The following is a 25,800-nucleotide window of genomic DNA, read 5'->3' as shown; positions in this document are numbered from 1 at the left end:
CTAGCCGCCGCCGAAGATGAACTCGGTCTTGTAGTAGCCGTTGGCCGGATCGAGGATATTGACCGCGTACGGCGCCGCGCCGTCGGAGAGATCCGTCAGCCAGGCGTCGTTCGACCGCGCCATCACGCCCAGGTTCTCGGTGGCCGCCGCCGCCAGCAGGAAGCCGACCATCGCGGCCTTGGTTCCCATGCCCTCTGGCCCGTCGCCGCCGTAATAGGCGAGATAGTCCACGCGGCTGTCGATCAGGCTATGGACCTTGGTGTCGCTCGGCGTCCCGCCGAAGATCGCCGCATAAGCCTTCTTGGTGGCTTCAAACAGCGACAGGTACTGGTAGCCGCCGAGGAAATTGTCGGCGCCCTCGCCGTTCTTGCCCAGGTTCACCGCGAAGTTGATGTACCGGTTCACCGTGTTGAACTCGGCATAGTAGGCGCTATTGAGGTTTGTGGCGTTCGGTCCCGTCGGCGCGATCAGGAAGTCGACGCCGATCTGGCTGGGAACCTTACCCGTGAAGAACTGGTAGCTCATCGAGGCCACCGAGGTCGTGGCGTCGGCGGCGTCAACTATGGCCCTGGTCACCTGGTCGTCTGACAGCTGGCCGGCCTGCCACTGGGTGAACAAGGTCTGGGATAGGGCCGCGCCCGCACCGCTCGCGGGCAGCCTCAGGATGTTGAGCACCCGCGCCGAGACCTCGCCGATCGAGGGCTCCGCCGCGAAGGCCAGGGTTTCGATGCTGGTCAGGTGGTCAACGCCGTCGGGCGCCCCGTGCGCAGATCGGTCACGGTGATCGAGCCGTCACCGTTGGTGACGACGCGGTAGTCCCGCATCGTCCCGGCGTAGCGGACCGTGTCCTTGCCGGCGCCGCCATCGATGGTGTCGTCGCCGGCCCCTCCGCGGATGATGTCGTCGCCGCCGCCGCCGACCAGCACGTCGTCGCCGGCCCCGCCGTAGATCGTGACCGAACCGGCATAGCCCGCGCCGACCGTGATCTTGTCGTTCTGGGCGCCGCCCGTGATCGAGCCGATCGCCTCGACCTCCGTGATCGAGAGGCCGCCGGCGGTGAACTGGCCGTTCTTGAAGGTGCTCAGATCCAGGTTCAGGGCCGTCGCGCCCGCCACGAAGTGGACCGTGTCGGTTCCGAAGCCGCCGGTCACCTTGTCGTCGCCGACGCCGATATAGAAGGTGTCGTCGCCGTAGCCGCCGTCGAGGATATCGTCCCCGGTCCCGCCGTAGAGGATGTCCGCGCCGTCGGAGCCCTCCAGCGTCGCGCCGGTCGCGCCGGCTTTGAGGACATCCGCGCCGAGCCCGCCGACCACCCGCTCGATGCTGATATAGGTCTTTTGCTGTCCGGCCGGCCCCTGAGGGGTGGCCAGGGAAAGGTCCACGGTCGCGCCGGAGAAGGCCCAGTCCCCTGAGTTGAACAGGCCGAAGTCCACCGTGTCGAAGCCGTCGCCGCCGTCGACGATGTCGTCGCCGTTGCCGCCCACGAGCACGTCGTCCCCGGCCCCGCCGCGCAGGACGTCGTCGCCGTTGTTTCCGTAGAGGGTGTCCGCGCCGCTGCCGCCGACGAGCACGTCGTCATAAGTCGAGCCGTCGACACTCTCGATGCCGATCAGGGTGTCATTGCCCCATCCAGTCGCCTGCGGGCCGGACTTCGAGAGGTCGACCGTCACGCCGTTGGTCGCATCGGTATAGATGGCTTCATCGCCCCACTGACCGTTGGCGCCGCCGTCGAGCACGTCGTCGCCGAGCCCGCCGTAGAGAGCGTCGTCGCCGCCGCCACCGCGCAGGACGTCATCACCGCCGTTGCCGACGAGGCGGTTCGAGAGGTTGTCCCCGGTTAGTCGGTCGGCGAAGGCGGAGCCTAGGAGCGCTCCGATGGACTTCAGGGTGTCGGTTCCGGCGCCGCCCGTGACTTGCGGGCCGGTGAGCGTCAGGTCGACCGTCACCCCGCTTGTGGCGCGGGTGTAGTCGGCGGTGTTGGAGCCCGTGCCGCCATCGAGCAGATCATCGCCGGGACCGCCCTCGAGGATATCGTGGCCTTGGCCGCCCCTGAGGATGTCGTCGCCCTCGAGCCCGATCAGCGTGTCGTTGACCGGGCTGCCGTCTATCGTGTCGTTGCCCGATGTGCCGATGAAAGTGGCCATGCCGAAATCCCCTGCCGCAGGCGCGCGGACAGATGTAAAGCCACGACGCCACTCGAAATTGAGCCAAGGTCTGACCTAAATCTGAGGGGGTGGTCAGTTGTCGCCAACCGCCGCCTAAGGCTCTCCCCCAACGCCACTGGCCTCTCTATAACTGCGCGGCTCAAGCAGGAGACCTTGATGGCCGAGTACCAGACCCTGATCGTCGAAGCGCCCGAGACCGCGCCCGGCGTCGCCCTGATCCGCCTGAACCGACCCGAGGCCCTGAACGCCCTGAACACGGCGCTGCTGGCCGAACTGGCTCAGGCCCTGGCGGCGGCGGAGGCCGACGACGCGGTGGGCTGCATCGTGCTGACCGGCTCGGCCAAGGCGTTCGCGGCCGGCGCCGATATCAAGGAGATGTCGGACAAGACCTACGCCCAGATGTTCAAGGCGGACTTCTTCACCGCCGGGGCGCGGGCGGTCGAGCAGTGCCGCAAGCCGATCATCGCCGCCGTCGCCGGTTACGCCCTGGGCGGCGGCTGCGAGCTGGCGATGATGTGCGACTTCATCCTGGCGGCCGACACCGCCAAGTTCGGCCAGCCCGAGATCACGCTGGGCGTGTCGCCGGGCATCGGCGGCACCCAGCGCCTGACCCGCTTCGTCGGCAAGTCCAAGGCCATGGACATGATCCTGACCGGCCGGATGATGGGCGCCGAAGAGGCCGAGCGCTCGGGCCTGGTGTCGAGGATCTTCCCGGCCGACGCGCTGATCGACGAGGTCCTGGCGGTCGCCGCCAAGATCGCCGCCCAGTCGCCGCTGGCCGTGGCGATGAACAAGGAGCTGGTCGAGGCCGCCTACGAGACGACCCTGACCACCGGCGTCGCGCTGGAGCGGCGGCTGTTCCACTCGCTGTTCGCGTTCGAAGATCAGAAGGAAGGCATGGCGGCCTTCGTCGAGAAGCGAAAGCCGACATTCAAGGGCGAGTAATCGATTGCGCCAAAATGGCCCGCAGGATTCATGCCTGTGGACCGTTGACCCCGGCCGGCGCTTCCCGTATATCCGCGCGCTCTATTTTCCCTGCTTCGCGGCCGCCCGCGTGGCTGTCCGTTTGAAGGTCCGACCTAATGGCCAATAATCCCGGCGCCAAGAAAGCGATCCGCAAGATCGCTCGCCGCACCGAAGTCAACACCGCCCGTCGCTCGCGCGTGCGCACCTTCCTGCGCAAGTTCGAAGACGCCATCGCCAAGGGCGATGTGGCCGTCGCCAAGGCCGCTTTCGTGGAAGCTCAATCGGAGCTGATGCGCGCGGTTTCGAAGGGCGTGGTTCACCCCAACACGGGCTCGCGCAAAGTGTCGCGTCTGGCCGCGCGCCTGAAGAAGCTGGATAAGGCCGCCGCCTAGTCCAGATTTTAGACGAACGTCGTTCGTCTAACGATTTCAAGTATTTACGAGAGCCGATCAGGTCCGCCTGGTCGGCTTTTGCTTTGAATCCAACGCCCTATTCCAGTCGTTGCAATCTGTGATCTGAGCAGCTGACTTTGCTATTCCCTTGCCGGGCGAGGGGCTCTCGCGAGTCAACAGAAATATCCGGGCTCGGACGCAAGTTTTCCGTTTGACCGGCCCTCCCCGCTGGCTAGTTTAAGCGTCTCAGCGCTTCTCCAGTCTTGGAAAAAACAAGGCGGCGGCGGACCTACCGTGGTCGCCGAGTAAGAACCTGTGTGCGTTGAGAAGACCGGCCGTACGCCATGGGGGGCGGGCGGCAGGAATGGTAGCGGCGGTTGTTTTTGTGCGAGGCGGTGGACGAATGACGATGAAGGGCGGGGTGGCCAGCCAGGACTTCTCGACGGCGATCGCGACGGTTGTAGAGCCGGCGACGAGCGTGTGGTCGAAGGTTTGCGTGGCTCTGAAACGCGAGCTTGGCGATGCGGCCTTCGGGTCATGGATCGCTCCGGCGGCTCTGCGCGAGGCCGCGGCCGGCGATGTCGTCCTGGTCACGTCGACGGGCATCGCCCGCGACTGGATCCGTCGCAGCGCCTGGCGCCGCATCGGCGAGCTGTGGGCCGCCAACGACCCGACCGGTCGTCGCATCGACCTGAAGTCGCGCCTGGAGTTCGAGGCCGCCCTGGCCGGCAACGGCGGCGCCTATATCGAGGCCGCCCCCAAGGCCGCGACCGCCGAGCCCATCGAGATCGTCCTGCCGGTGTCCAGCGACGTGCCGGCACCGATCACCAAGTCGACCCGCACCCAGGGCCTGCAAGAGCGCTTCACCTTCGAGACCTTCGTCCCGGGTCCGGCCAACGAGTTCGCCCACGCCGTGGCGCGCCGGATCGCCAACTGGGCTGACGGCCATTTCAATCCCGTGCTGTTCCATGGCCCCTACGGCTTCGGCAAGACCCACCTGCTGAACGCTCTGGCCTGGGAAGCCATGCGCAACGCGCCGGAAAAGCGCGTCGTGTATCTGACCGCCGAACGCTTCCTGTCGACCTTCGTGCGCGCCCTGATGGATCGCCAGACGGCGGCCTTCAAGGAAGAGCTGCGCGCCGCCGACCTGCTGATCATCGACGACGTGCATTTCATCGCCGGCAAGCAGTCGACCCAGGAAGAGCTGTTCCACACCCTGACCGCCCTGGTCGGCGACGGCGGCCGCGTGGTGTTTTCGGCGGACCGTCCGCCGTCGGCCATGACCGAAATGGACGCCCATCTGCGCTCGCACCTGTCGGCGGGCCTGGTCTGCGGCCTGGAGCCGGCCGACCGCAATCTGCGCCTGGGCATCCTGGAACGTAAGATCCAGACCCTGGCCGTGGCCCACGGCTTCGAGCCGACCATGCGTCCGGACGTGCTGCAGTTCCTGGCCGACCGCTTCACCGACAGCGTCCGCGAGCTGGAAGGCGCGCTGAACACCTTGTCGGCCCGCGCCGGCGAAGGCCTGTCGCGCATGACCCTGGACGAGGTGCAGGCGGTCCTGCGTCCGCACCTGCGGTCGGGCGAGAAGCGCATCACCATCGACGACATCCAGAAGGCGACGTCCGAGCACTACGGCATGAAGCAGGCCGACCTGCTCAGCGAGCGCCGCAACCGCGCCGTGGCCCGTCCGCGCCAGGCCGCCATGTGGCTGGCCAAGCAGCTGACCACCCGCTCGCTGCCGGACATCGGCCGTCGCTTCGGCGGTCGCGACCACACCACCGTCCTGCACGCCGTGCGCCGCATCGAGGCCCTGCGCGCCGAGGACAGCACCCTGAACCACGACCTGGAAGTCATCACCCGCAAGCTGCGCGGCTGATCCGGCCTCCGATCGACCGACAAAAAGGCCGCTCCGAAAGGAGCGGCCTTTTTCGTGTCCGAACTTATAAAATAGACAGTTGAAATGCGACATTGAACTGTCAGTATGTCGACATGACCGACGATCCGCCCCGCTATACGGCTCGGGATCTCGCCGCCCTGTGCGACATCTCCGAGCGCACCGTCCGCTACTATGTCGCCGAGGGCCTGCTGCCGCCGCCGGCCGCGCGCGGGCGCGGGGCCAATTTCGATGACGATCACCTGACCCGGCTGCGGCTCATCCGGGCCATGCAGCGGGCCGGGAACGATCTTGAGGCGATCGGCGACTATCTGCGCGAGCTGGAGGCCGAGCTGGCCGGGCGTCCGTCGGGTTTCGAGAGCGCGCTGGCCGTCTGGACCGGCCGGACCGAACGGCTGGAGATCGAGCAGCGCTTCCGTTCCCGCTGGAACGTGCCGAACCCGCGCACCGCTATCGCGTGGCGCCGGGGGTCGAGGTGCTGATCTCGAGCGCCGGCGGACCGCCGCAATCGCGGCTGCAGGCCGCGTTGAAGGCCATGCGTGAGGCGCTTGAAGACGAGGACGCCTAGGCCGGCCTCGCCCGGCGGAGCGTCAGATTGATCCGCCCGCCGTCCGGGACCAGGCCAGAGGATCCGGCCAGGATCCGGTCGACGCCATGGAAGGCCAGCCGCGCGGGGCCCGACAACCGGCAGACGTCGCCCGAGGCCAGCTTCAGGCTCCGCGTCGGGTCCTTGCGCGATGTTCCGCCGATCCGGAACACCGCCGTGTCCCCCAGGGAGATCGACAGCACCGGAAAGGCCGGGTCCGCCTCGTCGCGATCCTGGTGCAGGCCCATGCGCGCGTCGCCGCGATAGAGGTTCACCAGGCAGGAGTCCGGCGGAGTCTCGGGGTCGCCCAGCTGGGTCCAGAGATCGAGCAGAGCTTGCGGCATGTCGGGCCAGGCCTGGTCCGTGCCCGGATGGCGTTGGGCGTAGCGGTATCCCGCCTTGTCGCTGGTCCAGCCCAGCGGCCCGAAGGCGGTCATGGCCACGCTCATCGCCTTGCCATAGGCCGTGTCGTAGCGGGCGAACGGAGCCGTCTTCGCCGCGGCCATCACCGCATCGACCAGCGCGCGCTGGGCCGGCAGGTCCAGCAGGCCGGGCCAGAGGTCGAAACCGGGAATGATGGAGAGGGGCTGAAACATTACTGAAATTTAAGACGCGCCATAGGGACGGAAGGTGTTGGTTTGCGCCTCCGGTGAAGAGGCCGGACTATTTTTCCATATCAGGACCGTACATGCGCCGTCTTATGTCCTCCGCGGCCGTCGCCGTGATTTTGTTCGCCGCGGGCGGCGTGTCGGCCGCGGCTTCCGGACACCTCCAGGTCAAGCCGAAGCCGGCCGCCGTCGCCGCGCAAGCCGGTTCGAAGGGCGCGACCTTCGCCACGGTGACGACCCAGCTCCCACGCGCTGTCCGGCCCACGCACTACGACCTGTCCTTCACGCCCGACGCCGACAAGATGGCCTTCACCGCCAGCGTGAAGATCGCCATCGAGGTGGTCGAGCCGACCGCGACCGTGACCCTGCAGGCCGCCGACCTGGCCTTCTCCAAGGCCGAGATCGCCGGAGTCGGCGCGGCCAAGGTCAAGGTCGACGACGAGGCCCAGACCGCCAGCTTCACGTTCGCCAAGACCCTTCCGAAGGGCAAGTACGTCCTGGCTCTCGACTACACGGGCAAGATCTACACCCAGGCCGCCGGCCTGTTCGCGCTCGACTATGAGACCGAGAGCGGCAAGAAGCGCGCGATCTACACCCAGTTCGAGAACTCCGACGCCCGTCGCTTCATCCCCTCGTGGGACGAGCCGTTCTACAAGGCCACCTATAGCGTCGAGGCGACGATCCCGACCGGCCAGATGGCGCTCGGCAACATGCCGATCGCCTCGGCCAAGGACCTGGGGAACGGCAAGACCCTGGTCAAGTTTGCGACCTCGCCGAAGATGTCGACCTATCTGCTGTTCTTCGGCCTGGGCGAGTTCGATCGCGCCTCGGTCAAGGCGGCGGGCGCCGACGTCGGCGTGGTCACCAAGAAGGGCGACACCCCCAAGGCGCAGTTCGCCCTGAAGGCGGCCGCCGACATCCTGCCCTGGTACAATGACTATTTCGGCACGCCGTATCCGCTGCCGGTGCTGGACAACATCGCCGCCCCGGGCCGCAGCCAGTTCTTCAGCGCCATGGAGAACTGGGGCGCGATCTTCTACTTCGAATACGCCCTGCTGCTGGATCCGAAGATCTCCACCGAGAGCGACAAGCAGACCGTCTTCACGACCGTGGCCCACGAAATGGCCCACCAGTGGTTCGGCGACCTGGTCACCATGGCCTGGTGGGACGACCTGTGGCTGAACGAGGGCTTCGCCTCGTGGATGGAGGGCCGGGCGACCGAGCACTTCCACCCGGAATGGAACGCCAACCTGAACGCCGTGGGCGGCCGCGAATACGCCATGGGCCTGGACGCCTTGTCGACCACCCATCCGGTGGTCCAGCACGTGACCACCGTCGAGCAGGCCAGCCAAGCCTTCGACGGCATCACCTACCAGAAGGGCGAGGCCGTCATCCGCATGCTGGAAAGCTATGTGGGTCACGACGCCTGGCGTGACGGCGTGCGCGCCTACATGAAGAAGCACGCCCACGGCAACACGGTCAGCGACGACCTGTGGTCGTCGGTCGAAGGCGCGGCCAAGAAGCCGATCACCGCCATCGCCCACGACTTCACCCTGCAGCCCGGCGTGCCGCTGATCACCGTCGACGCGGCGACCTGCGCGGCGGGCAAGACCACCCTGACCCTGACGCAAGGCGAGTTCAGCAAGGATATGCCGGGCAAGAAGCCGCTGCTGTGGCGCGTGCCCGTCACCGTCCGGGCCATCGGCGGCGGCGAGGCCAAGACCCTGGTCACCGGCGGCAAGGGCTCGGTCACGGTCGACGGCTGCGGCCCGGTCGTGGTCAATGCCGGTCAGAACGGCTATTTCCGCACCCAGTATGGCGCAGAGCGCTTTGGCGGCATCGTCCAGAGCTTCGCCAAGCTGCCGGCGATCGACCAGCTGGGCGTGATGAGCGACGCCTGGTCGATGGGCCTGGCCGGCTACCAGCCCGCCACCGACTTCCTCGATCTGGCCAAGGCCACGCCGGCCGACGCCGACCCGCAGGTGTTCTCGAAGATCGCCGGCGTCTATTCCAGCATCGACAACTACTATGAGGGCATGCCGACCGAGCGCGCGGCGTTCCGCAAGCTGGCCGTCGCCAAGCTGCGTCCGCTGCTGGCCAGGGTGGGCTGGACCGCCCGGTCGGGCGAGCCCGACAGCACCGCCATCCTGCGCGGCGAACTCATCGGCACGCTGGGCGGCCTGGGCGACCCGGAAGTCGTGGCCGAGGCCACCCGCCGGTTCAACGCCGACAAGACCGATCCTTCGGCCATCCCCGGTCCGCTGCGCAAGACCATCCTCAGCGTCGTGGCCCGTCACGCCGACGCCGCCACCTGGGACGCCATCCATGCCCAGGCCCTGGCCGAGAAGACCCCGCTGATCCGCGCCCAGCTGTTCTCGCTGCTGGCCTCGGCCGAGGACGAGGCCCTGGCCAGGAAGGCGCTGGAGCTGGCCCTGACGCCGGAGCCGGGTGAGACGATGTCCAGCACGATGATCTCGCGCGTCGCCGGCGCGCACCCTGACATGACCTTCGACTGGGCTGTGGCCAACAAGGACAAGGTCAACGAAAAGGTCGACTCAACCTCGCGCACCCGGTTCATCCCCGGTCTGGGCGCCGGCTCGTCGAACCCGGCCATGGCTGAGAAGATCAAGGCCTGGGCCGACGGCCGATCTGGCGGAAGGTTCGCGCAAGGAAGCCGACAAGGCCGCCGCCTCGGTGCTGAACCGCGCCAAGATCCGTGAGCAGCGCCTGCCCGCCATCACCGCCTGGGTCGGCAAGAACGGCTAAATCCTCGATAACGTGATATATTTCCTGGCCGCGCCCGAAGGGGTGCGGCCATTTTTCTTGCCCAAAAAGCCAGATTCCCCCTCGCGGCATGGGGTTATGGTCTTGCGCCCTTCACCCTATCCCCCATATCCGGCTTCGAAGCGGGGTTGACGGGCTCGTCAAGTTCGCACAACGCATTTTGCCCGCTCGGTTTTCGCCGGTGGGACAGGATGTGGATCTAACCGTAAAGCGTACGAACCCATCGGGGACGGGAACGAGAAAAACCGGGGCGCTTCCGAGAAGGCCCTCGTCACCACCGTCCGCCTAAAGGAGCGAACAGGTACCAAAATGAGCAAGATTATCGGCATCGACCTTGGCACCACGAACTCGTGCGTGGCCATCATGGACGGCAAGAACCCGAAGGTGATCGAGAACGCCGAAGGCGCTCGCACCACGCCGTCGGTCGTGGCCTTCCTGGAAGACGGCGAGCGCCTTGTCGGCCAACCCGCCAAGCGCCAGGCCGTGACCAACCCGACCAACACGCTGTTCGCGATCAAGCGCCTGATCGGCCGCAACGCCAGCGATCCGGTGGTCGAGAAGGACAAGGGCATGGTGCCCTACGAGATCGTCAAGGGCCCGACCGGCGACGCCTGGGTCAAGGCCCACGGCAAGGACTACAGCCCGCAGGAAGTCTCGGCCTTCATTCTGCAGAAGATGAAGGAAGCCGCCGAGGCCCACCTGGGCGAGCCCGTGACCAAGGCGGTCATCACCGTCCCGGCCTATTTCAACGACGCCCAGCGTCAGGCGACCAAGGACGCCGGCAAGATCGCCGGCCTGGAAGTCCTGCGCATCATCAACGAGCCGACCGCCGCGGCCCTGGCCTATGGCCTGGACAAGGACAACAACAAGAAGATCGCCGTCTATGACCTGGGCGGCGGCACCTTCGACGTGTCGATCCTGGAAATCGGCGACGGCGTCTTCGAAGTGAAGTCGACCAACGGCGACACCTTCCTGGGCGGCGAGGACTTCGACCTGCGGATCGTCGACTACCTGGCCGACGAGTTCAAGAAGGAGCAGGGCGTCGACCTGCGCAAGGACAAGCTGGCCCTCCAGCGCCTGCGCGAGGAAGCGGAAAAGGCCAAGAAGGAGCTGTCCTCAACGGCTCAGTACGAGGTCAACCTGCCGTTCATCAGCATGAACGCCTCGGGTCCGCTGCACCTGAACATCAAGCTGTCGCGCGCCAAGCTGGAAGCCTTGGTCGACGACCTGATCGCCCGCACCATCGGTCCGTGCGAACAGGCCCTCAAGGACGCCGGCCTGAAGAAGAGCGACATCGACGAAGTGATCCTGGTCGGCGGCATGAGCCGCATGCCCAAGGTCCAGCAGGCGGTGCAGGACTTCTTCGGCCGCGAGCCGCACAAGGGCGTCAACCCCGATGAAGTCGTGGCGCTGGGCGCGGCCGTTCAGGCCGGCGTGCTGCAGGGCGACGTCAAGGACGTGCTGCTGCTGGACGTGACCCCGCTGACCCTGGGCATCGAGACCCTGGGCGGTGTGTTCACCCCGCTGATCGAACGTAACACCACGATCCCGACCAAGCGCTCGCAGACCTTCTCGACCGCTGACGACAACCAGTCGGCCGTGACGATCCGCGTGTTCCAGGGCGAACGCCCGATGGCGCAGGACAACAAGATCCTGGGCCAGTTCGACCTGGTCGGCATCCCGCCGGCGCCGCGCGGCATCCCGCAGATCGAAGTCACCTTCGACATCGACGCCAACGGCATCGTGCAGGTCCACGCCAAGGACAAGGCGACCAACAAGGAGCACTCGATCCGCATCCAGGCCAACGGCGGCCTCTCGGACGCGGACATCGAGCGCATGGTCAAGGAAGCCGAGGCCAACAAGGCCGCGGACGAAACCAAGAAGAAACTGGTCGAGGCCAAGAACCAGGGCGAGGCGATCCTGCACTCGACCGAGAAGGCCCTGGCCGAGCACGGCGACAAGGTGGGCGCGGCTGAAAAGACCGCGATCGAGACCGGCGTCACCGAACTGAAGACCGCCCTGGAAGGCGACGACGTCGAGGCCATCCAGGCCAAGACCCAAGCGCTGATCCAGGCGTCGATGAAGCTGGGCGAAGCCATGTACGCTTCGCAGCAGGGTTCGGCCGAAGGCGCTGACGGCGCCGAGGCCGCGGACGATGGCGTCGTCGACGCCGAGTTCGAGGAAGTCGACGACAACAAGCCGTCGAACTAATCGCCATGCGTGCGCCGCGGAACATCAGCGACAGCCCTGTTCCGCGGCCGCGACCTCTTGCCGCTCCGCCCGCTGGCGCCTTGCGCCGGGCCGCGTGCTATCCCACCTCTTCCTTCATCAACGCCACTTTCGTGGGCCTTTTGGGCGCCAGACGCTGATTATGCGCGACTATTACGAAATTCTCGGCGTGACCCGGACCATCGATGACGCTGGTCTGAAGTCCGCGTTCCGCAAACTGGCGATGGAACACCACCCGGACCGCAACGGCGGATGCGAGAACGCCACCGGCCGGTTCAAGGAAATCAACGAGGCCTATTCGGTCCTCTCCGATCCGCAGAAGCGCGCGGCCTACGACCGCTTCGGCCATGCCGGCGTCAATGGCGGCCAAGGCGGCGCGGGCGGCTTCGGTGGTCAGGGCTTCGACGCCAGCGACATCTTCAACGATGTCTTCGGCGACGTGTTCGGCGAGATGTTCGGCGGCGGTCGCCGTCAGTCGAACGGTCCCCAGCGCGGCCAGGACCTGCGCTATGATCTGGAGATCGCCCTCGAGCAGGCCTATGCCGGCGCCGAGGTCGAGATCAAGGTGCCCGCCGCCATGACCTGCGAGGTCTGCGAAGGCTCGGGCGCCAAGCCCGGCACCAACCCCACCGTCTGCGGCACCTGCGGCGGCGCCGGCCGGGTCCGCGCCACGCAAGGCTTCTTCGCGGTCGAGCGCGGCTGCCCGCGCTGCGGTGGCTCGGGCCGTCTGGTTCTCGATCCCTGCCAGAACTGCCATGGCCACGGCCAGGTGCGCCGCGAGCGCATCCTGTCGGTCCGCATCCCGGCCGGCGTCGACGACGGCGCCCGGATCCGTCTGGCGGGCGAGGGCGACGCGGGCGCACGCGGCGGTCCGCGCGGCGACCTCTACATCTTCCTGTCGGTGACCCCGCACGAACTGTTCGAGCGCGACGGTCTCGACCTGCTCTGCACCGTGCCGGTGCCGATGACCACCGCCGCCCTCGGCGGCGAGATCGAGGCCCCCTGCCTGCTGGGCGGCGAGACCTGCGACGGCGAGTGCAAGATCACCGTCACGGTTCCCGAAGGCGCCCAGACCGGCAAGACCGTCCGCCTCAAGGGCAAGGGCATGCCGTCCCTGCGCAGCCGCCAGCGCGGCGACCTGGTGGTCGAGCTGTTCGTCGAAACCCCGACCCACCTGTCCGCGCGCCAGAAGGAACTGATGCGCGAACTGGCCGGCCTCTGCGGCGAGAAGCAGAACCCCAAGTCCGCCAACTTCGTCGGCAAGGCCAAGCGGTTCTGGGAAGAGGTGACGGGGAACTAGGGTTCCCCCTTCGGACGCCTTTCCGCCGCGGGGGTGTTGTAGCGATCCAGGCCCCAGATCAACACCAGCAGCAGGGTAAGTGCGATGGCGGCGACGCCAGCCGCCGCGCCCATCATGGACTGCATGGTCTCCTTGTCTGGCCGGATCATCGCGTGCGGTTCCGGCGGGCGGAAAACGAGCGGGATCGTCACAGAAGCCGGCGGCCCGTTGGGATCGGGCTTGGTCATCTGGAACTTCGACGCCATCTTCAACGCCGCGTCGCCGAAGTGCTCGTCGGTCGGCGATTCCTCCAAGACCATGCAGCCGTTTAGCCGCCCGTCGGCCATCACGTCGCACCTGATGGTCGCCCTGCCGGAGATGTCGCGCCGCGCCGCGCGCGCTGGATAGAACTCGGCCAAATCCTCGCCGGAGGGTTTCACCAGCCAGTCGGGCCGGTGGATGATCGTGCCGGCGGGAGGTGGTGGCGAGGTTGTGCTCATAGGCAAAGCTCAGCCGCACGTCGATATGGTCGTCAAGGATGCTCGAACGTTCCGAGCATGACGTTCCATCCCCTTATTTCCTTAACGCCGCCCCTTAACGGGAGTCGCGACGCTCTGTAGTTTCCAGGCGTCATGAACGCCCACGCCACGCCGACCCCCGCCCACCTGCTCGACCCCGCCGGCGCGACGCCGGTGATGGCGCAGTTCTTCGAGATGAAGGCGCGGCAGCCCGACGCGTTGATCTTCTTCCGCATGGGCGACTTCTACGAGCTGTTCTTCGATGACGCCTACAAGGCCGCCGCGGCCCTGGGCATCAGCCAGACCTTCCGGGGAACCCACAACGGCCAGCCGATCCCGATGGCCGGCGTGCCGCAGCACGCGGCCGAGGCCTATCTCTCCAAGCTGATCCGCATGGGCTTCAAGGTCGCCGTCTGCGAGCAGATGGAAGACCCGGCCGAAGCCAAGAAGCGCGGCTCCAAGTCTGTCGTCCGTCGCGACATCGTCCGGGTCGTGACGCCGGGCACCCTCACCGAGGACGGCCTGCTGGACGCCCGGGCGCCGAACCGCCTGGCGGCCGTCGCCATCCGCGCGGGCCAGGCGGCCGTGGCCTCGGTCGAGTTGTCGACCGGCGAGGTCGAGGTCTTCACCGTGGCCAAGGAGGCCGTAGCGCCGATCCTGGCCGCCCTGGCCCCGTCCGAGACCCTCGTCGCCGACCGGCTGCTGTCCGACGATGGGTTGTCCCAGACCCCTGAAGATCTGCGGCGGCCTGGTGCAGCCGATGCCCTCGGCCCTGTCCGAGCCGCAGGCGTCCGAAGCGCGGGTCAAGCGCCTCTACGGCGTCGAGACCCTGGATGGCTTCGGCGGACTTACTCCCGCCGAAGTCGGCGCCTTGGGCCTGATCGCCGCCCATCTGGAAATGACCCAGGCCGGCAAGCTGCCGGCCCTGCGCGCCCCGCGCCGCGCCGCCGACGCCGACGTCATGGCCATCGACCCGGCCACGCGCGGCAGCCTGGAGATCGACCGCACCCAGACCGGCGACCGCAACGGCTCGCTGCTGGCCTGTATAGACCGCACGGTGACCGCCGGCGGCGCGCGGATGCTGGCCTCGCGCCTGGCCCGGCCGCTGCTGGACGTCGCCGCCATCGATCAGCGCCTGGACGCCGTCGAGTGGTTCGTCGAACACCGCCAGCTGCGCCAGCGCCTGCGTGAGGTGCTGAAAGGCGCCGGCGACATGGCCCGCGCTCTGTCGCGTCTTGCACTAGGGCGAGGCGGGCCGCGCGATCTGGGTTGCCTGCGCGACACCCTGAAGGTTGGCGAGCGTCTGGCCGGCATGGCGGGCGGTTCGCCCGATCCGCTGTCGCCGCCGCCGTTCGAACTGGAGCACGCCTTCAAGGCCCTGACCCCGTCGCTGCACGAGGGGCTGTCGCAATTCCTGAACACCCTGGAGCAGGGCCTGGGCCCCGATCTCCCGGCCCTGGCCCGCGACGGCGGCTTCGTCGCCGCCGGCGTCCGGCCCGAGCTGGACCAGGCGCGGGGCCTGCGTGACGACAGCCGCAAGGTGATCATCGCCCTGGAAGCCCAGCTGATGGCCGAGAGCGGCGTGCCGCTGAAGATCCGCCACAACGGCGTGCTGGGCTATTTCGTTCGAGGCCACGGCCGGCAAGGCCGACCCGCTGTTCCAGCCACCGCTGAACGCGACCTTCATTCACCGTCAGACCCTGGCCAACCAGGTGCGCTTCACCACGGTGGAGCTGGCCGATCTGGACGCCCGCATCGCCCAGGCCGCCGAACGGGCCCTCGCCATGGAGGTCGCCGCCTTCGAGGACTGGCGCGAGCAGGCTCGAGCCCACGCCGACGCCATCCAGATCGCCGCCGAGGCCCTGGCGCGGCTCGATGTCGCTTCGGCCTTGGCCGAATGGGCCGAGGACGCCGGCGCGGTGCGGCCGATCGTCGACGCCTCCTACGCCTTCGACGCCAAGGGCGCCCGCCACCCGGTGGTCGAGGCCGCGGTCAAGCGCGCCGGCGATCCCTACACCCCCAACGACTGCTGCCTGGACGCCTCGGGCGAGACCGGGGCGCGGCTGTCGATCGTCACCGGCCCGAACATGGCCGGTAAGTCGACCTTCCTGCGCCAGAACGCCTTGCTGGCGATCCTGGCGCAATCGGGCTGCTACGTGCCGGCCGCCAGCTTCCGCCTCGGCGTCGTCGACCGCCTGTTCAGCCGCGTGGGCGCGGGCGATGATCTGGCCCGCGGTCGCTCGACCTTCATGATGGAGATGGTCGAGACCGCCGCCATCCTCACCCAGGCCGGGCCGCGCAGCCTGGTGATCCTGGACGAGATTGGCCGGGGCACGGCCACCTATGATGGTTTGGCGATCGCCTGGGCCTGCGCCGAGGCCCTGCACGACACCAACAAGAGCCGCGCCCTGTTCGCCACGCACTATCACGAGCTGGCGACGCTGGAGGAGCGGATGGCGCACGTCTCCAACCTGTCCCTGAGGGCCAAGGAATGGAACGGCGACCTGGTCTTCCTGCACGAGGCCGCGCCGGGTCCGGCCGACCGTTCGTACGGCGTCCAGGTGGCCAAGCTGGCCGGCGTGCCCGGTCCGGTCGTCGTGCGCGCTCGCGAGGTGCTGGATCGCTTGGAGAGCAAGGATCAGTCGCCGGCCAAGCTGGACGACTTGCCGCTGTTCGCCGTCAGCCAGGCCGTGGCGCAGGCGCCCGCCAAAGCGGCGCCCAGCGCGGTCGAGACCACGCTGGAGGACCTCGATGTTGACGGGATGAGCCCCCGAGAGGCCCTGGAAGCCCTCTATCGTCTTAAGGGTCTGCTCAAGACCTAGCGCGTAACCATATAGGCCATATGCCCCGTCGCCTCCGCCCCACCCGCCTGGAACATGTCGTCGACGGGCACGCCTTGCGCGCGCGCCTGTCCGCCGCCGCCCTCGACGCCATCGGCAACGAGGCCGAGCAGCGCGCCCGGGCCATCGACATCCTCAAGCAGGCGCTGTTTCGCGGCCGGATGATCGCCAAGGAGCGGCTGGAGAACGGCGCCAGCGGCGTCGAGACCGCCCGCCTGATCAGTGGCGTCACCGACGAGGTGATCACCGCCCTCTACGACTTCACCACGGTCCACGTCTTTCGGGCCCGAAACCCGACCGAGGGTGAGCGCCTGTGCCTGCTGGCCGTCGGCGGCTATGGCCGGGGCACCCTGGCCCCGTTCAGCGACATCGATCTGCTGTTCCTGCGACCCTATAAGCAGACGCCGCACGCCGAGAGCGTGATCGAGTTCATGCTCTATGCGCTGTGGGATCTGGGCTTCAAGGTCGGCCACGCCTCGCGGACCATCGAGGAGTGCGTGCGCCTCTCGAAGGAAGACTTCACGATCCGCACCTCGATCCTGGAGGCCCGCCGCCTGACCGGTGACGAGCGCCTGGCCAACGATCTCAAGAAGCGCTTCCGCGACGACGTCATGAAGGGCACCGGCGCCCAGTTCGTCGCCGCCAAGCTGAAGGAACGCGACGATCGCCAGGCCCGGGCCGGGGACCAGCCGCTACATGGTCGAGCCCAACGTCAAGGAAGGGAAGGGGGGCTTACGCGACCTCCACACCCTGATGTGGATCGCCGAATATCTGCATCCGGTCGATCGGCCGGAGGATGTCTTCAAGCTGGAGGTGTTCTCGAGCCGAGAGACCAAGGCCTTCATCCGCGCCTTCGACTTCCTGCACGCCGTGCGGGCCCACCTGCATTTCACGACGGGCCGGCCCGAGGAGCGGCTGACCTTCGACCTGCAGCCCGAGATCGCCCGCCGCATGGGCTATGGCGACCGGGGCGACGCGCCGGCGGTCGAGCGGTTCATGCGCCGCTACTTCCTGATCGCCAAGGAAGTCGGGGCCCTGACTCGCGCCTTTTCGGCCAAGCTGGAAGCCGAGCACTTCAAGAACGAGCCCAAGGGCATTTCGCGCTTCCTGCCGGGCGGCCGGCCCAAGCGCAAGGCGCTGGACGTCGAGGGGTTCTACGAGGACGGCGGTCGCCTGAACATCGACGGGCCGGCGGTCTTCGAGGCCGATCCGGTCAATCTGATCCGCCTGTTCAAGATCGCCGACGAACGCGATCTCGACCTGCATCCGGACGCCTTCACGGCGGTGACCCGGAGTCTCTCGCTGATCACGTCCAAGGTGCGCCGCGCCCCCGAGGCCTGCCGGGCGTTCCTGGACCTGCTGGCGCGCGGCAAGCGCAGCTATCGCACCCTGACCCTGATGAACGACGCCGGGGTCCTGGGCCGCTTCATCCCCGAGTTCGGCCGCGTCGTCGCCCAGATGCAGTTCAACATGTACCACTCGTACACGGTGGACGAGCACACCCTGCGGGCCGTGGGCGTGATCGGCGACATGGCGGCCGGCCGGCTGGTCGAGGACCACCCCCTGGCCGTCTCGATCATGCCACTGATCGAGGACCGCGAGGCGCTGTTCCTGGCCATGCTGTTGCACGACACCGGCAAGGGTGGCGTTGGCGGCCAGGAAAAGGCCGGGGCCCGCGCCGCCCGCAGCGCCTGCGAGCGCCTGGGCCTGGAACGGGTCAAGGTCGAACTGGTCGCCTGGCTGGTCGAGAACCACCTGGTGATGAGCGACTTCGCCCAGAAGCGCGACGTGTCCGATCCCGGCACCGTCGCCGCCTTCGCCCGGATCGTCGAAAACCCCGAGCGCCTGCGCCTCTTGCTGGTCATCACCGTCGCCGACATCCGCGCCGTCGGGCCGGGGGTGTGGAACGGCTGGAAGGGCCAGCTGCTGCGCGAGCTCTACAACGCCACCGAGGCCGTGTTCCGGGGCGGGCGCGGCAGCGACGCCGCCGCCAACGTCCTGCGCCACCAGGAAAGCCTCGCCGAGGCCGCCCGCGCCACGCTGCTGGAGATCGATCCTGCCGCCAAGGGCTGGGTGTCGGCGATGGAGAACGCCTATTTCAGCGCCTTTCCGCAGGAGGAGCTGTTCGAGCACGCCACCCTGGCCCGCCGCGCCGCCATCCAGGGCGGGGCCGCCGCCGAGGGCCGAGTGCAGCCCAACCAGAACGCGGCCGAGATCGTGGTCGCCGCCAAGGACCGCCGCGGCCTGTTCGCCGACCTGGCCATGGCCATTTCCGCCCTGGGCGGCAATGTGGTCGGGGCTCGGGTCTTCACCTCCCGCCAGGGCCAGGCGCTGGACGTCTTCTACGTCCAGGACGTGACCGGCGCGCCGTTCGGCTGTGAGAACCCGCGCGCCCTGCGCCGCCTGGCCGATGCGCTGGAAGCCGCCGGTAAGGGCGAGTCTCTGGGCGTAGAGCCGCGCCGGGGCTCCGAACCGTCCCGCGCCGCCGCCTTCGCCATCGCGCCGACCGTGACGATCGACAACGAGGCGTCCAACGACGCCACGGTGGTCGAGGCCTCGGCCCGCGACCGGCCGGGCCTGCTGCACGCCCTGGCCAAGACCCTCGCCGACAACGGCCTCTCCATCCAGTCGGCCCATATCGACGGCTATGGCGAGCGCGCCGTCGACGCCTTCTACGTCCAGACGCCGGAAGGCGGAAAGCTGACCGAGATCCGCAAGGTGGCCGTCGTCAAGGCCGACCTGCTGGCGGCTCTGGAGCAGAACGAGGCTACCGCGCCCGCCGCCCGACCGGGCTTGAAACGGGCGCGGGCCAGCGTGGCGCGGTAGGGCTGTCTTGCCGCCGTCACGGATCGCCGCCTAAAGTTCCGTCCGCAACCGGGGCCAAATCGGGAAACGACATGAAGCCGCCCATCAAGCGCCTGGCCGACCTCAAGCCCGCGGTCATCGCCGGGGCCTATGCCCGCCCGACGCCGAAGGTGGTGCGACGCAAGACCGCCAAGGTGCTGACGCCCGAGGAAAAGGCGGCGTTCCTGGCCTCGCGCCCCGGACCTGTCGTCGAAGTCCTGAGCGGGATCGACATCGCGCGTCTGGCTGCCTAGACCTTCGCCTCAGGTTGAGCGCGGGGCGGGCATGGCGAAGGGTGTTGCGGTAACGGCGAGGGGCGAGGCCGCCGAGGCCTGGGCTCTCTGGGACAAGCTGAAGCGCCTGTTCCCGGCCTGGAACCTGTTGCTTGAGGCGTTCTACACGCCCGGCGCCTGGGGCTATATGGGCGTCGACTTCCTCAACGGCTTTCGCCGGAACCCTTCGACGGCGAAGGCCTTCGCGCTGCTGGACGGGATCGACGGCGCTACGTTCGACGCCCTGTCGGCCCTGGCCAGCCTGAACGCCCGTCGACATGATCAGATGGTCCGGGCGGTGGTTGTCGTCTACCTGACCGTGCCGTTGACGATCGCGGCCATCATGGCGGACTTGGCGGGCGACAGCATGCTGAGTTTCATTCGCGCGCACAGCACCGTGACGATCCAGGTCGCGGCGGGCGTCACCCTGGGTCCGATCTCCTACCTGCAAGGCCAATGGCGCTCCCGCCAGAATTCTCGGCGTGCTGGACCTGATCCGCATCGAACGCGGCCAGGCGCCGTTCACGGCCTTGGAGCTGCGGGAGGAGTAGGGGCGGCTGGACAGTCAGGTGCGATGATCGATAATAATTGGGCTAAATTTCAGTTTCGATCGTCCGAATGGATCCGCTCAGCGACGTCATCGCCCTGCTCCGGCCGAACTCGGTCATCTCCAAGCCCATCACTGGGAGGGGAACCTGGGGCGTGCGCTACGCCGCCCACGACGCGCCGGGCTTCACGATTGTGCTCAAGGGCGAATGCTGGATCGCCTTCGAGGGCCAGCCGGCCTTCCGGATGGGGCGGGGCGACTTCCTGTTGTTGCCGTCGACACCGGCCTTCACCCTGAGCAGCGCCCCCGGCGTCGCGGGCGAGGCGCGCGAACCCACGGAGGTCCCTGTCCGGCACGGCGAGCAGGAGGGCGAGGCCGATTTCGAGTCCCTGGGCGGCGCTTTCGGCATCGAGCAGGTCAACGCGTCGCTGCTGCTGGCCCTGCTGCCGCGCATGATCCACATCCCCGCCTCGGAGGGGCGGAGCCGACCGCCTGGCGGGCGTGATCGCGCTGATCATGGACGAGTGCGGACGCGACGAGCCAGGCAAGGACATGATCCTGCGGCGGATGCTGGAGGTCCTGTTGGTCGAGGCGCTGCGCTGGCGTGCCGTGGCCCGCGACGGCGCCCGGGCCGGCCTTCTGAATGGCCTGCGCGACCCGGCCCTGGCCCGGGTCCTGCGGGCCATGCACGCCGACGTGCGCGCCCACTGGACGGTCGCGGGACTGGCCAAGATCGCCGGCTTGTCGCGATCGGCCTTCGCCGCGCGCTTCGGCGAGGTGCTGGGCTGCGGGCCGATCGAGTATCTGGCGCGGTGGCGCATGGCCCTGGCCAGGACCGCCCTTGTCAGCGGAGACAAGACCCTCGACAGGATCGCTGACGAGATCGGCTATGAGTCCGCCAGCGCCTTCAGCACGGCCTTTCGCAAGCGGCAGGGCTGCTCACCTGGCCGGTTCGTTCGGAGCCTCGCCGCCTGATCTGGACGATCGGAAACTAATCTTGGACGTTCGATTATCGATTGGCCTGGCGTGAAGGCGCATTGAGGAGACCGTCCCATCCGTGGAGGTCCCCATGCAAACCATCCTGATCACCGGCGCGTCCTCGGGCTACGGCCTCGAAACCGCTCGCTATTTCCTGGCCAACGGTTGGCGCGTCATCGCCACCATGCGCCGGCCCGACCCGAATGTCCTGCCGCGCTCAGAGGCCCTGCGCATCCTGCCGCTGGACGTGACCCAGCCGGACAGCATCGCCGCGGCCGTCGTCGCCGCAGGTCCGATCGACGCCCTGGTCAACAATGCCGGGGTTGGCGTCGTCGGCGCGTTCGAAGCCACGCCGATGGCCCACATCCGCAAGGTGTTCGACACCAACACCTTCGGCGTCATGGCCATGTGCCAGGCGGTGATCCCGGGGATGCGGGCGCGCCGTTCGGGCGTGATCGTCAACGTCACCTCGAGCGTCACCCTGGCCGCCATGCCGCTGGCCGCCGCCTATACCGCCAGCAAGCAGGCCATCGAGGGGTTCACGGGGTCGCTGGCCCACGAGTTGGGTCATTTCGGCGTACGCGCGAAGCTGGTCGAGCCCGGCTATGGCCCGACGACCCGCTTCAGCCAGAACACCGATGTCAAGGTCGAGGACCTGATCCCGCCGGCCTATGCCGACTTCGCCGCGCCGATCTTCGAGAGCTTCGCCAAGCCGGCGATGACCACCCGGGAGATCGACGTCGCCGAAGCTGTTTGGGACGCCGTCGCCGACACCAAGGGCCGGCTGCGCTTCCCCGCCGGCGCGGACGCGGTGGCGCTTTCCAAAGCGCGGTTCGGCTAGAGAGAGCAACGGGCGCGGGCTGAAATCACCCGTGTGGTCCGGGGCCAGGGTCGTGGCCCCGGACCGCGCGTTCTCACGCCACCGCGTGGTCCTTCAGCACGCCCAGGGTCACCACCGCCAGCATCTCCTCGTGCGTGGCGTCCAGCACCACCTGCGGGGCCATGCCGGCGTCGAGGGCTTCCTTCCAGCGGCCGGCGCACAGGCACCAGCGGTCGCCGGCCTTCAGGCCCGGGAAGGCCAGTTCGGGACGCGGGGTGGAGAGGTCGTTGCCCTGGGCCTTGGAGAAGGCGAGGAAGTCGTCGGTCATCACCGCGCAGACGGTGTGCAGGCCCAGGTCATGCGGGCCTGTCTCGCAGCAGCCGTTGCGATAGAAGCCGGTGATCGGATCCAGCGAGCAAGGGGCGAGCTCGCCGCCCATGACGTTCCTGGCGCTGTTGTCGTACCGGGTGGTGCTCATGGGGCGATCCTAACCCCGTGAGAGGCGGCGCCAAGCCGCTTCCCGCACGGGGAAGGCTTTTGCTGCGTCGCGGCGGTGCTAGGGTCGGGTGAAGGACAAGAGAGCAGGGGATTTGCCGTGACCGACACCGATACCGCCATCCGCCCGCGCCGCAGCGCCCTCTACATGCCGGCTTCCAACGCCAAGGCCGTCGAGAAGGCCCGCACGCTGGACGCCGACGTGATCATCCTCGACCTGGAAGACGCTGTCGCGCCGGAGATGAAGCCGGCGGCGCGCGAGGCGGCCGTGGCGGCGGTCAAGGCCGGCGGCTTCGGCGCGCGCGAGGTGGTGATCCGTGTCAACGGCATCGACACCCCCTGGGGCGCCGAGGATCTGCGCGCCGCCGCCGAGGCGGGGCCGGACGCGGTGCTGGTCCCCAAGGTCGACGACGCCGACGGTGTGCGCCTGTACGACCAGTACCTGAATGGCGCTCCGCCCGCGACCCGGCTGTGGACCATGATCGAGACCGCCAAGGCGGCTTTCCACCTATGGGACATCGCCGGGGCCGTGCATGGCACGCGCCTGTCGACCTGGGTGATGGGCGTCAACGACTTCGCCAAGGAGATGCGGGCCCGCCAGACGCCGGATCGCGCCCCGTTTCTGCCGCTCCTGACCCTGTCGGTCGCCGCCGCCCGGGCCCACGGCCTGACCATCCTGGACGGGGTCCACAACGATATCGAGGACCTGGACGCGCTGGAGGCCGTCTGCGTCCAGGGCGTCGACTTCGGCTTCGACGGCAAGACCCTGATCCATCCCAAGCATCTGGCGATCTGCAACCGCGTGTTCTCCCCCTCGCCCGAGGACATCGCCTGGAGCCAGGCGGTGATCGCCGCCTTCAACGCGCCCGAAAATGCTGGCAAAGGAGCCTTGCGCGTCGACGGCAAGATGGCCGAGCGCTTGCATCTGGCGCAGGCGCAGCGTCTTGTCGCGGTGGCGGAGGCCATCGCGGCGCGATCGGTCGCCGCCTAGGGGGTACCAGAAGGTTTCGTATGCGGGCTCGGGCTATCGTTCTTTCCGTCGTCTTGATGGCCAGCCCGGCGCTGGCGCAACAAACTCCGGCGACGGCCCCGCCCACGGGCTATGTGCCGACCTTCGGGACCCAGGCCGCGCCGTCGACCACGCCCGCGCCAGTTCCCGCGCCTGGCGCCGAAGCGCCGGCCAGGACGGCGGTCCCAACGCCGTCGGCGCCTGTCCTGGATTCCTCGCAGATCCCCCAGGCCATCGATCCGATGGCCGACCTCATCTCGCGGAGCGGCCAGACGGTCGACGAGGAGGCCGCCGAGACCGCCGCCAACAAGCCGGCGGCCAGGCACCGGGCCACCATCCTGCCGATTCCGCCGCCGGAGCCCGAGGCGCCGACCGGCGCTGAGCTGACCAAGGCCCAGGTCTATGAACTGCGGGTCAAGGGCTCGATCGCCGCCGCCCAGAACCTGCAAGGCCCGCTCGACGGCGGCTGGCGGATAGTCGGGGCCGACGGTGGCCAACTCTACGCCCTGCAGCTCGTCGACAAGGCTGGCGGCTACGGCGAACTGGAGGGCGCCTGGCGCGACGTACGCCGTCCGGGGGCCGTCGGCTCGACGGGGCTGATCGACGACCTGCGCCGGGACGGCGGCGACGTCGTCGTCCGCTTCAGCCCCCGGGGCGGCCAGTCCACGACCTTGACCCTGCGTTCGTCCGGCGATGAGCGATGGTCGGGCGAACTGGTCGAGAACGGCGCGACCCAGGCGGTCAGCGCCGAACACATTCTTCCGCAGGCCCCGCCTGGCTATGAAGGGCAGGGGCGCGGACACTATGTCTGGCCGCCGCGCGTGGTCGCCCGTCCGACGGCGCCGGTCGCCGCCTCGCCGGCCTGCTCGACCCGGGGCAAGAAAGGCAAGGCGCTGAAGGCCGCCAAGGCCAAGTGCGCCGCCGCGGCCAGGAAGAGCGGCAAGGGCTCGGCCCTGAAGAAGGGCAAGGGCGGCAAGGCCAAGGCGACCCCTGCTCGCAAGGGCAAGGCGACGGCGGCCAGGAAGGGCTCGGCCAAGAAGAAGCGTTAGAGCTTCAAGGCGTCCCGCGCCGCCGCCATCGCCGCCGCGAGGTCCTCGGTCGTATAGGCGGCCGCCGGGCTGTGACCCCAGACGGGGCCCGGCCAAGCCGGATCGTTTCCGCGGCGGCCCACGACATGAACATGCAGCTGGGCCGTGACATTGCCCAGCGCCCCGACGTTCAGCTTGTCGACCGGCAGGCCCAGCGTCGCCCCGACCGCGCGGACGGCGGTCCCGGCCAGGACGATCTCCTCCATCAGCTGGACGCGATCGCCGGTCTCGAGGTCCTCGATCTCCCGCAGGCCGGGCCGGCGGGGAATGAGGACCAGCCATGGGTAGCGGGCGTCGTCGTGCAGACGCACTTCGCACAGCGGCAGGTCGGCGACCTCGTGCGCGGTGGCGACGAAGGCGGGGTCGAGCTTGAAATCAGCCACGCTTTGGAACCGCCGCCCAGTAGTCGAAGTCGAGAATGACGGCCGGATTGTAGGTCCCCTCGCCGTCCTTGTCGGGGAAGTCGTCGCAGGGACGGTCTCTGGTCGCCACCAGCCGTAGGCGCAGGGCGCCGACGCCGCCGAGATCAGCCTTGTCCAGCACCTCGCTCCAGGCGAACACCGTGCCGCCGGCGAAGAACGGCGCCACGTGCCGTCCGCCGTTGATCGCCAGGATCAGGCCGGCGTTCTGCAGTCCGTTGTAGGACAGGGCCTTGGCGGTCGAGATCACCACGCCGCCATAGATCAGCCGCTTGCCCGACGGGTCCTTGGCCCGCTCGAACTGGTTGAAATGGACCTTGGCCGTGTTCTGCCACAAGCGCGTGGCCATCTGGTGCTCGGCCTCCTCGACCGCCATGCCGTCGACATGGTCGATCCGCTCGCCGACGACATAGTCCTCGAAGGCGTGCGGCGCGCCGGCCAGGGGCCAGTCGTAGTTCGAGAAGTCCAGGCCTTCGGGAACCGTCAGGTCGGCCGGAGCCACCGCCGCCGACAGGGTCGGCACCGCCTGCTCGGTGATCTCCGCGCCCGGATCGCGCTTTCGGACCATCACCCAGCGGACATAGCTCAGCACCGCCTCGCCGCGCTGATTGGTCCCGGTCGTTCGCACATAGACGACGCCGGTCTTGCGGTTGGAGTTTTCCTTCAGCCCGATCACGTCCGAGACGGCGCTCAGCGTGTCGCCCGGAAACACCGGAGCCAGGAAGCGGCCCTCGGCGTAGCCGAGGTTGGCGACGGCGTTCAGGCTGACGTCCGGCACGGTCTTGCCGAACACCACGTGGAAGGCGATCAGCGGATCGACGGGGGCGGACATAAGGCCGCAGGCTCGGGCGAACTCGTCCGACGAGAACAGCGAGAAGCGTGGCCCGTACAGCGCCGTGTACAGCGCGACGTCGCCGGTCGTAATCGTCCGGGGCGTGGCGTGGACCAGTCTCTGACCGAGACGGAAGTCCTCGAAGAAATGGCCTGGATCGGTCTTGCTCATCCCCGGTGCTCCTTATCGTTGTTCAGCCATCTTTGCCGCAGTGCAGCGAAACCGGAAAGAG

At 68.2% G+C, this 25,800-nt stretch carries 19 protein-coding genes and 3 pseudogenes; 15 read left to right on the top strand and 7 right to left on the bottom strand.

Annotation, left to right across the window (positions count from 1 at the left end):
* Both ACHMW8_RS07415 and ACHMW8_RS07410 read right to left on the bottom strand, forming a co-directional pair.
* Positions 1-675, bottom strand: coding sequence for a hypothetical protein (locus tag ACHMW8_RS07415; protein ID WP_395445159.1), 675 nt, complete (start codon positions 673-675; stop codon positions 1-3).
* 59 nt (positions 676-734) lie between these two features.
* On the bottom strand, positions 735-2,144 hold the full coding sequence (locus ACHMW8_RS07410) for a calcium-binding protein (RefSeq protein ID WP_395445158.1): 1,410 nt from the start codon (positions 2,142-2,144) through the stop codon (positions 735-737).
* A gap of 177 nt (positions 2,145-2,321) precedes the next feature.
* On the opposite strand from ACHMW8_RS07410, the gene ACHMW8_RS07405 reads away from it, so the two are divergent.
* The 4 genes from ACHMW8_RS07405 to ACHMW8_RS07390 all read left to right on the top strand — a co-directional run bounded on the left by ACHMW8_RS07405 (position 2,322) and on the right by ACHMW8_RS07390 (position 5,902).
* Complete coding sequence (locus ACHMW8_RS07405) at positions 2,322-3,110, top strand: enoyl-CoA hydratase (RefSeq protein ID WP_125158996.1); 789 nt, start codon at positions 2,322-2,324, stop codon at positions 3,108-3,110.
* Between the two features lie 137 nt (positions 3,111-3,247).
* Positions 3,248-3,523, top strand: a complete 276-nt coding sequence (rpsT, locus tag ACHMW8_RS07400; protein WP_004617408.1) for a 30S ribosomal protein S20 — start codon at positions 3,248-3,250, stop codon at positions 3,521-3,523.
* A gap of 403 nt (positions 3,524-3,926) precedes the next feature.
* On the top strand, positions 3,927-5,402 hold the full coding sequence (gene dnaA, locus ACHMW8_RS07395; protein ID WP_395445157.1) for a chromosomal replication initiator protein DnaA: 1,476 nt from the start codon (positions 3,927-3,929) through the stop codon (positions 5,400-5,402).
* 113 nt (positions 5,403-5,515) lie between these two features.
* Positions 5,516-5,902 carry a MerR family transcriptional regulator gene (locus tag ACHMW8_RS07390; protein ID WP_395445156.1) on the top strand — a complete coding sequence of 129 codons (387 nt, stop codon included), beginning with the start codon at positions 5,516-5,518 and terminating at the stop codon, positions 5,900-5,902.
* Between the two features lie 82 nt (positions 5,903-5,984).
* Here ACHMW8_RS07390 and ACHMW8_RS07385 read toward each other — a convergent pair whose 3' ends face one another.
* Entirely contained in the window at positions 5,985-6,602 is a 618-nt protein-coding gene (locus ACHMW8_RS07385; RefSeq protein ID WP_395445155.1) for an alpha-ketoglutarate-dependent dioxygenase AlkB, read from the bottom strand.
* A 92-nt stretch (positions 6,603-6,694) separates the two neighbouring features.
* Between ACHMW8_RS07385 and ACHMW8_RS07380 the strand changes: the two genes are divergently transcribed.
* The 3 genes from ACHMW8_RS07380 to dnaJ all read left to right on the top strand — a co-directional run bounded on the left by ACHMW8_RS07380 (position 6,695) and on the right by dnaJ (position 12,927).
* Entirely contained in the window at positions 6,695-9,334 is a 2,640-nt protein-coding gene (locus tag ACHMW8_RS07380; RefSeq protein ID WP_395445154.1) for a M1 family metallopeptidase, read from the top strand.
* A 373-nt stretch (positions 9,335-9,707) separates the two neighbouring features.
* Positions 9,708-11,609: a molecular chaperone DnaK gene (gene dnaK, locus ACHMW8_RS07375; protein WP_395445153.1), complete on the top strand. Its 1,902-nt coding sequence runs from the start codon at positions 9,708-9,710 to the stop codon at positions 11,607-11,609.
* 160 nt (positions 11,610-11,769) lie between these two features.
* Positions 11,770-12,927 carry a molecular chaperone DnaJ gene (gene dnaJ, locus ACHMW8_RS07370; protein ID WP_125159002.1) on the top strand — a complete coding sequence of 386 codons (1,158 nt, stop codon included), beginning with the start codon at positions 11,770-11,772 and terminating at the stop codon, positions 12,925-12,927.
* Here the strand turns inward: dnaJ and ACHMW8_RS07365 are convergent.
* Positions 12,924-13,325 (bottom strand): energy transducer TonB, encoded by a 402-nt coding sequence (locus tag ACHMW8_RS07365; RefSeq protein ID WP_395445152.1) that lies wholly within the window; start codon positions 13,323-13,325, stop codon positions 12,924-12,926. The two genes, dnaJ and ACHMW8_RS07365, sit on opposite strands and share 4 nt — an antisense overlap.
* A gap of 213 nt (positions 13,326-13,538) precedes the next feature.
* Between ACHMW8_RS07365 and mutS the strand changes: the two are divergent.
* From mutS to ACHMW8_RS07335, 6 genes and pseudogenes are all read left to right on the top strand, one after another.
* Positions 13,539-16,246, top strand: a pseudogene (mutS, locus tag ACHMW8_RS07360) (DNA mismatch repair protein MutS).
* 20 nt (positions 16,247-16,266) lie between these two features.
* Positions 16,267-19,090, top strand: a pseudogene (locus ACHMW8_RS07355) ([protein-PII] uridylyltransferase).
* Positions 19,091-19,161: 71 nt separating this feature from the next.
* Entirely contained in the window at positions 19,162-19,362 is a 201-nt protein-coding gene (locus ACHMW8_RS07350; RefSeq protein WP_395445151.1) for a hypothetical protein, read from the top strand.
* A 636-nt stretch (positions 19,363-19,998) separates the two neighbouring features.
* Positions 19,999-20,343: pseudogene (locus ACHMW8_RS07345) on the top strand (cupin domain-containing protein); the annotation flags it as partial.
* An 85-nt stretch (positions 20,344-20,428) separates the two neighbouring features.
* Positions 20,429-20,902 carry an AraC family transcriptional regulator gene (locus ACHMW8_RS07340; RefSeq protein WP_395445150.1) on the top strand — a complete coding sequence of 158 codons (474 nt, stop codon included), beginning with the start codon at positions 20,429-20,431 and terminating at the stop codon, positions 20,900-20,902.
* Between the two features lie 94 nt (positions 20,903-20,996).
* Positions 20,997-21,746: an SDR family oxidoreductase gene (locus ACHMW8_RS07335; RefSeq protein WP_125159008.1), complete on the top strand. Its 750-nt coding sequence runs from the start codon at positions 20,997-20,999 to the stop codon at positions 21,744-21,746.
* Positions 21,747-21,819: 73 nt separating this feature from the next.
* Here the strand turns inward: ACHMW8_RS07335 and ACHMW8_RS07330 are convergent, their stop codons facing one another.
* Positions 21,820-22,203, bottom strand: a complete 384-nt coding sequence (locus ACHMW8_RS07330) for a DUF2237 family protein (RefSeq protein ID WP_125159009.1) — start codon at positions 22,201-22,203, stop codon at positions 21,820-21,822.
* A 117-nt stretch (positions 22,204-22,320) separates the two neighbouring features.
* Here ACHMW8_RS07330 and ACHMW8_RS07325 point away from each other — a divergent pair, with 117 nt between their 5' ends.
* Positions 22,321-23,211 (top strand): HpcH/HpaI aldolase/citrate lyase family protein, encoded by an 891-nt coding sequence (locus tag ACHMW8_RS07325; protein WP_395445149.1) that lies wholly within the window; start codon positions 22,321-22,323, stop codon positions 23,209-23,211.
* A gap of 20 nt (positions 23,212-23,231) precedes the next feature.
* On the top strand, positions 23,232-24,278 hold the full coding sequence (locus tag ACHMW8_RS07320; RefSeq protein ID WP_395445148.1) for a hypothetical protein: 1,047 nt from the start codon (positions 23,232-23,234) through the stop codon (positions 24,276-24,278).
* Here the strand turns inward: ACHMW8_RS07320 and ACHMW8_RS07315 are convergent.
* Entirely contained in the window at positions 24,275-24,700 is a 426-nt protein-coding gene (locus ACHMW8_RS07315) for an HIT domain-containing protein (RefSeq protein ID WP_125159010.1), read from the bottom strand. The two genes, ACHMW8_RS07320 and ACHMW8_RS07315, sit on opposite strands and share 4 nt — an antisense overlap.
* Positions 24,693-25,739, bottom strand: a complete 1,047-nt coding sequence (locus ACHMW8_RS07310; protein WP_395445147.1) for a MaoC family dehydratase — start codon at positions 25,737-25,739, stop codon at positions 24,693-24,695. Before ACHMW8_RS07310 ends, ACHMW8_RS07315 begins: the two co-directional genes overlap by 8 nt.
* Between the last annotated feature and the right edge of the window lie 61 nt (positions 25,740-25,800).

The organism is Caulobacter sp. UC70_42 (assembly GCF_044056025.1).
Lineage (GTDB): Bacteria > Pseudomonadota > Alphaproteobacteria > Caulobacterales > Caulobacteraceae > Caulobacter.
This window is presented reverse-complemented; position numbering and strand designations above follow the sequence as displayed.

What these genes read in the sequence shown, in the direction of transcription:
- ACHMW8_RS07310 (WP_395445147.1), bottom strand. Translation starts at nt 25,739, where the DNA reads ATGAGCAAGACCGATCCAGGCCATTTCTTCGAGGACTTCCGTCTCGGT.
- dnaA (WP_395445157.1), top strand. Translation starts at nt 3,927, where the DNA reads ATGACGATGAAGGGCGGGGTGGCCAGCCAGGACTTCTCGACGGCGATC.
- ACHMW8_RS07385 (WP_395445155.1), bottom strand. Translation starts at nt 6,602, where the DNA reads ATGTTTCAGCCCCTCTCCATCATTCCCGGTTTCGACCTCTGGCCCGGC.
- ACHMW8_RS07335 (WP_125159008.1), top strand. Translation starts at nt 20,997, where the DNA reads ATGCAAACCATCCTGATCACCGGCGCGTCCTCGGGCTACGGCCTCGAA.
- ACHMW8_RS07330 (WP_125159009.1), bottom strand. Translation starts at nt 22,203, where the DNA reads ATGAGCACCACCCGGTACGACAACAGCGCCAGGAACGTCATGGGCGGC.
- rpsT (WP_004617408.1), top strand. Translation starts at nt 3,248, where the DNA reads ATGGCCAATAATCCCGGCGCCAAGAAAGCGATCCGCAAGATCGCTCGC.
- dnaK (WP_395445153.1), top strand. Translation starts at nt 9,708, where the DNA reads ATGAGCAAGATTATCGGCATCGACCTTGGCACCACGAACTCGTGCGTG.
- ACHMW8_RS07390 (WP_395445156.1), top strand. Translation starts at nt 5,516, where the DNA reads ATGACCGACGATCCGCCCCGCTATACGGCTCGGGATCTCGCCGCCCTG.
- ACHMW8_RS07380 (WP_395445154.1), top strand. Translation starts at nt 6,695, where the DNA reads ATGCGCCGTCTTATGTCCTCCGCGGCCGTCGCCGTGATTTTGTTCGCC.
- ACHMW8_RS07405 (WP_125158996.1), top strand. Translation starts at nt 2,322, where the DNA reads ATGGCCGAGTACCAGACCCTGATCGTCGAAGCGCCCGAGACCGCGCCC.
- ACHMW8_RS07350 (WP_395445151.1), top strand. Translation starts at nt 19,162, where the DNA reads ATGAAGCCGCCCATCAAGCGCCTGGCCGACCTCAAGCCCGCGGTCATC.
- dnaJ (WP_125159002.1), top strand. Translation starts at nt 11,770, where the DNA reads ATGCGCGACTATTACGAAATTCTCGGCGTGACCCGGACCATCGATGAC.
- ACHMW8_RS07320 (WP_395445148.1), top strand. Translation starts at nt 23,232, where the DNA reads ATGCGGGCTCGGGCTATCGTTCTTTCCGTCGTCTTGATGGCCAGCCCG.
- ACHMW8_RS07410 (WP_395445158.1), bottom strand. Translation starts at nt 2,144, where the DNA reads ATGGCCACTTTCATCGGCACATCGGGCAACGACACGATAGACGGCAGC.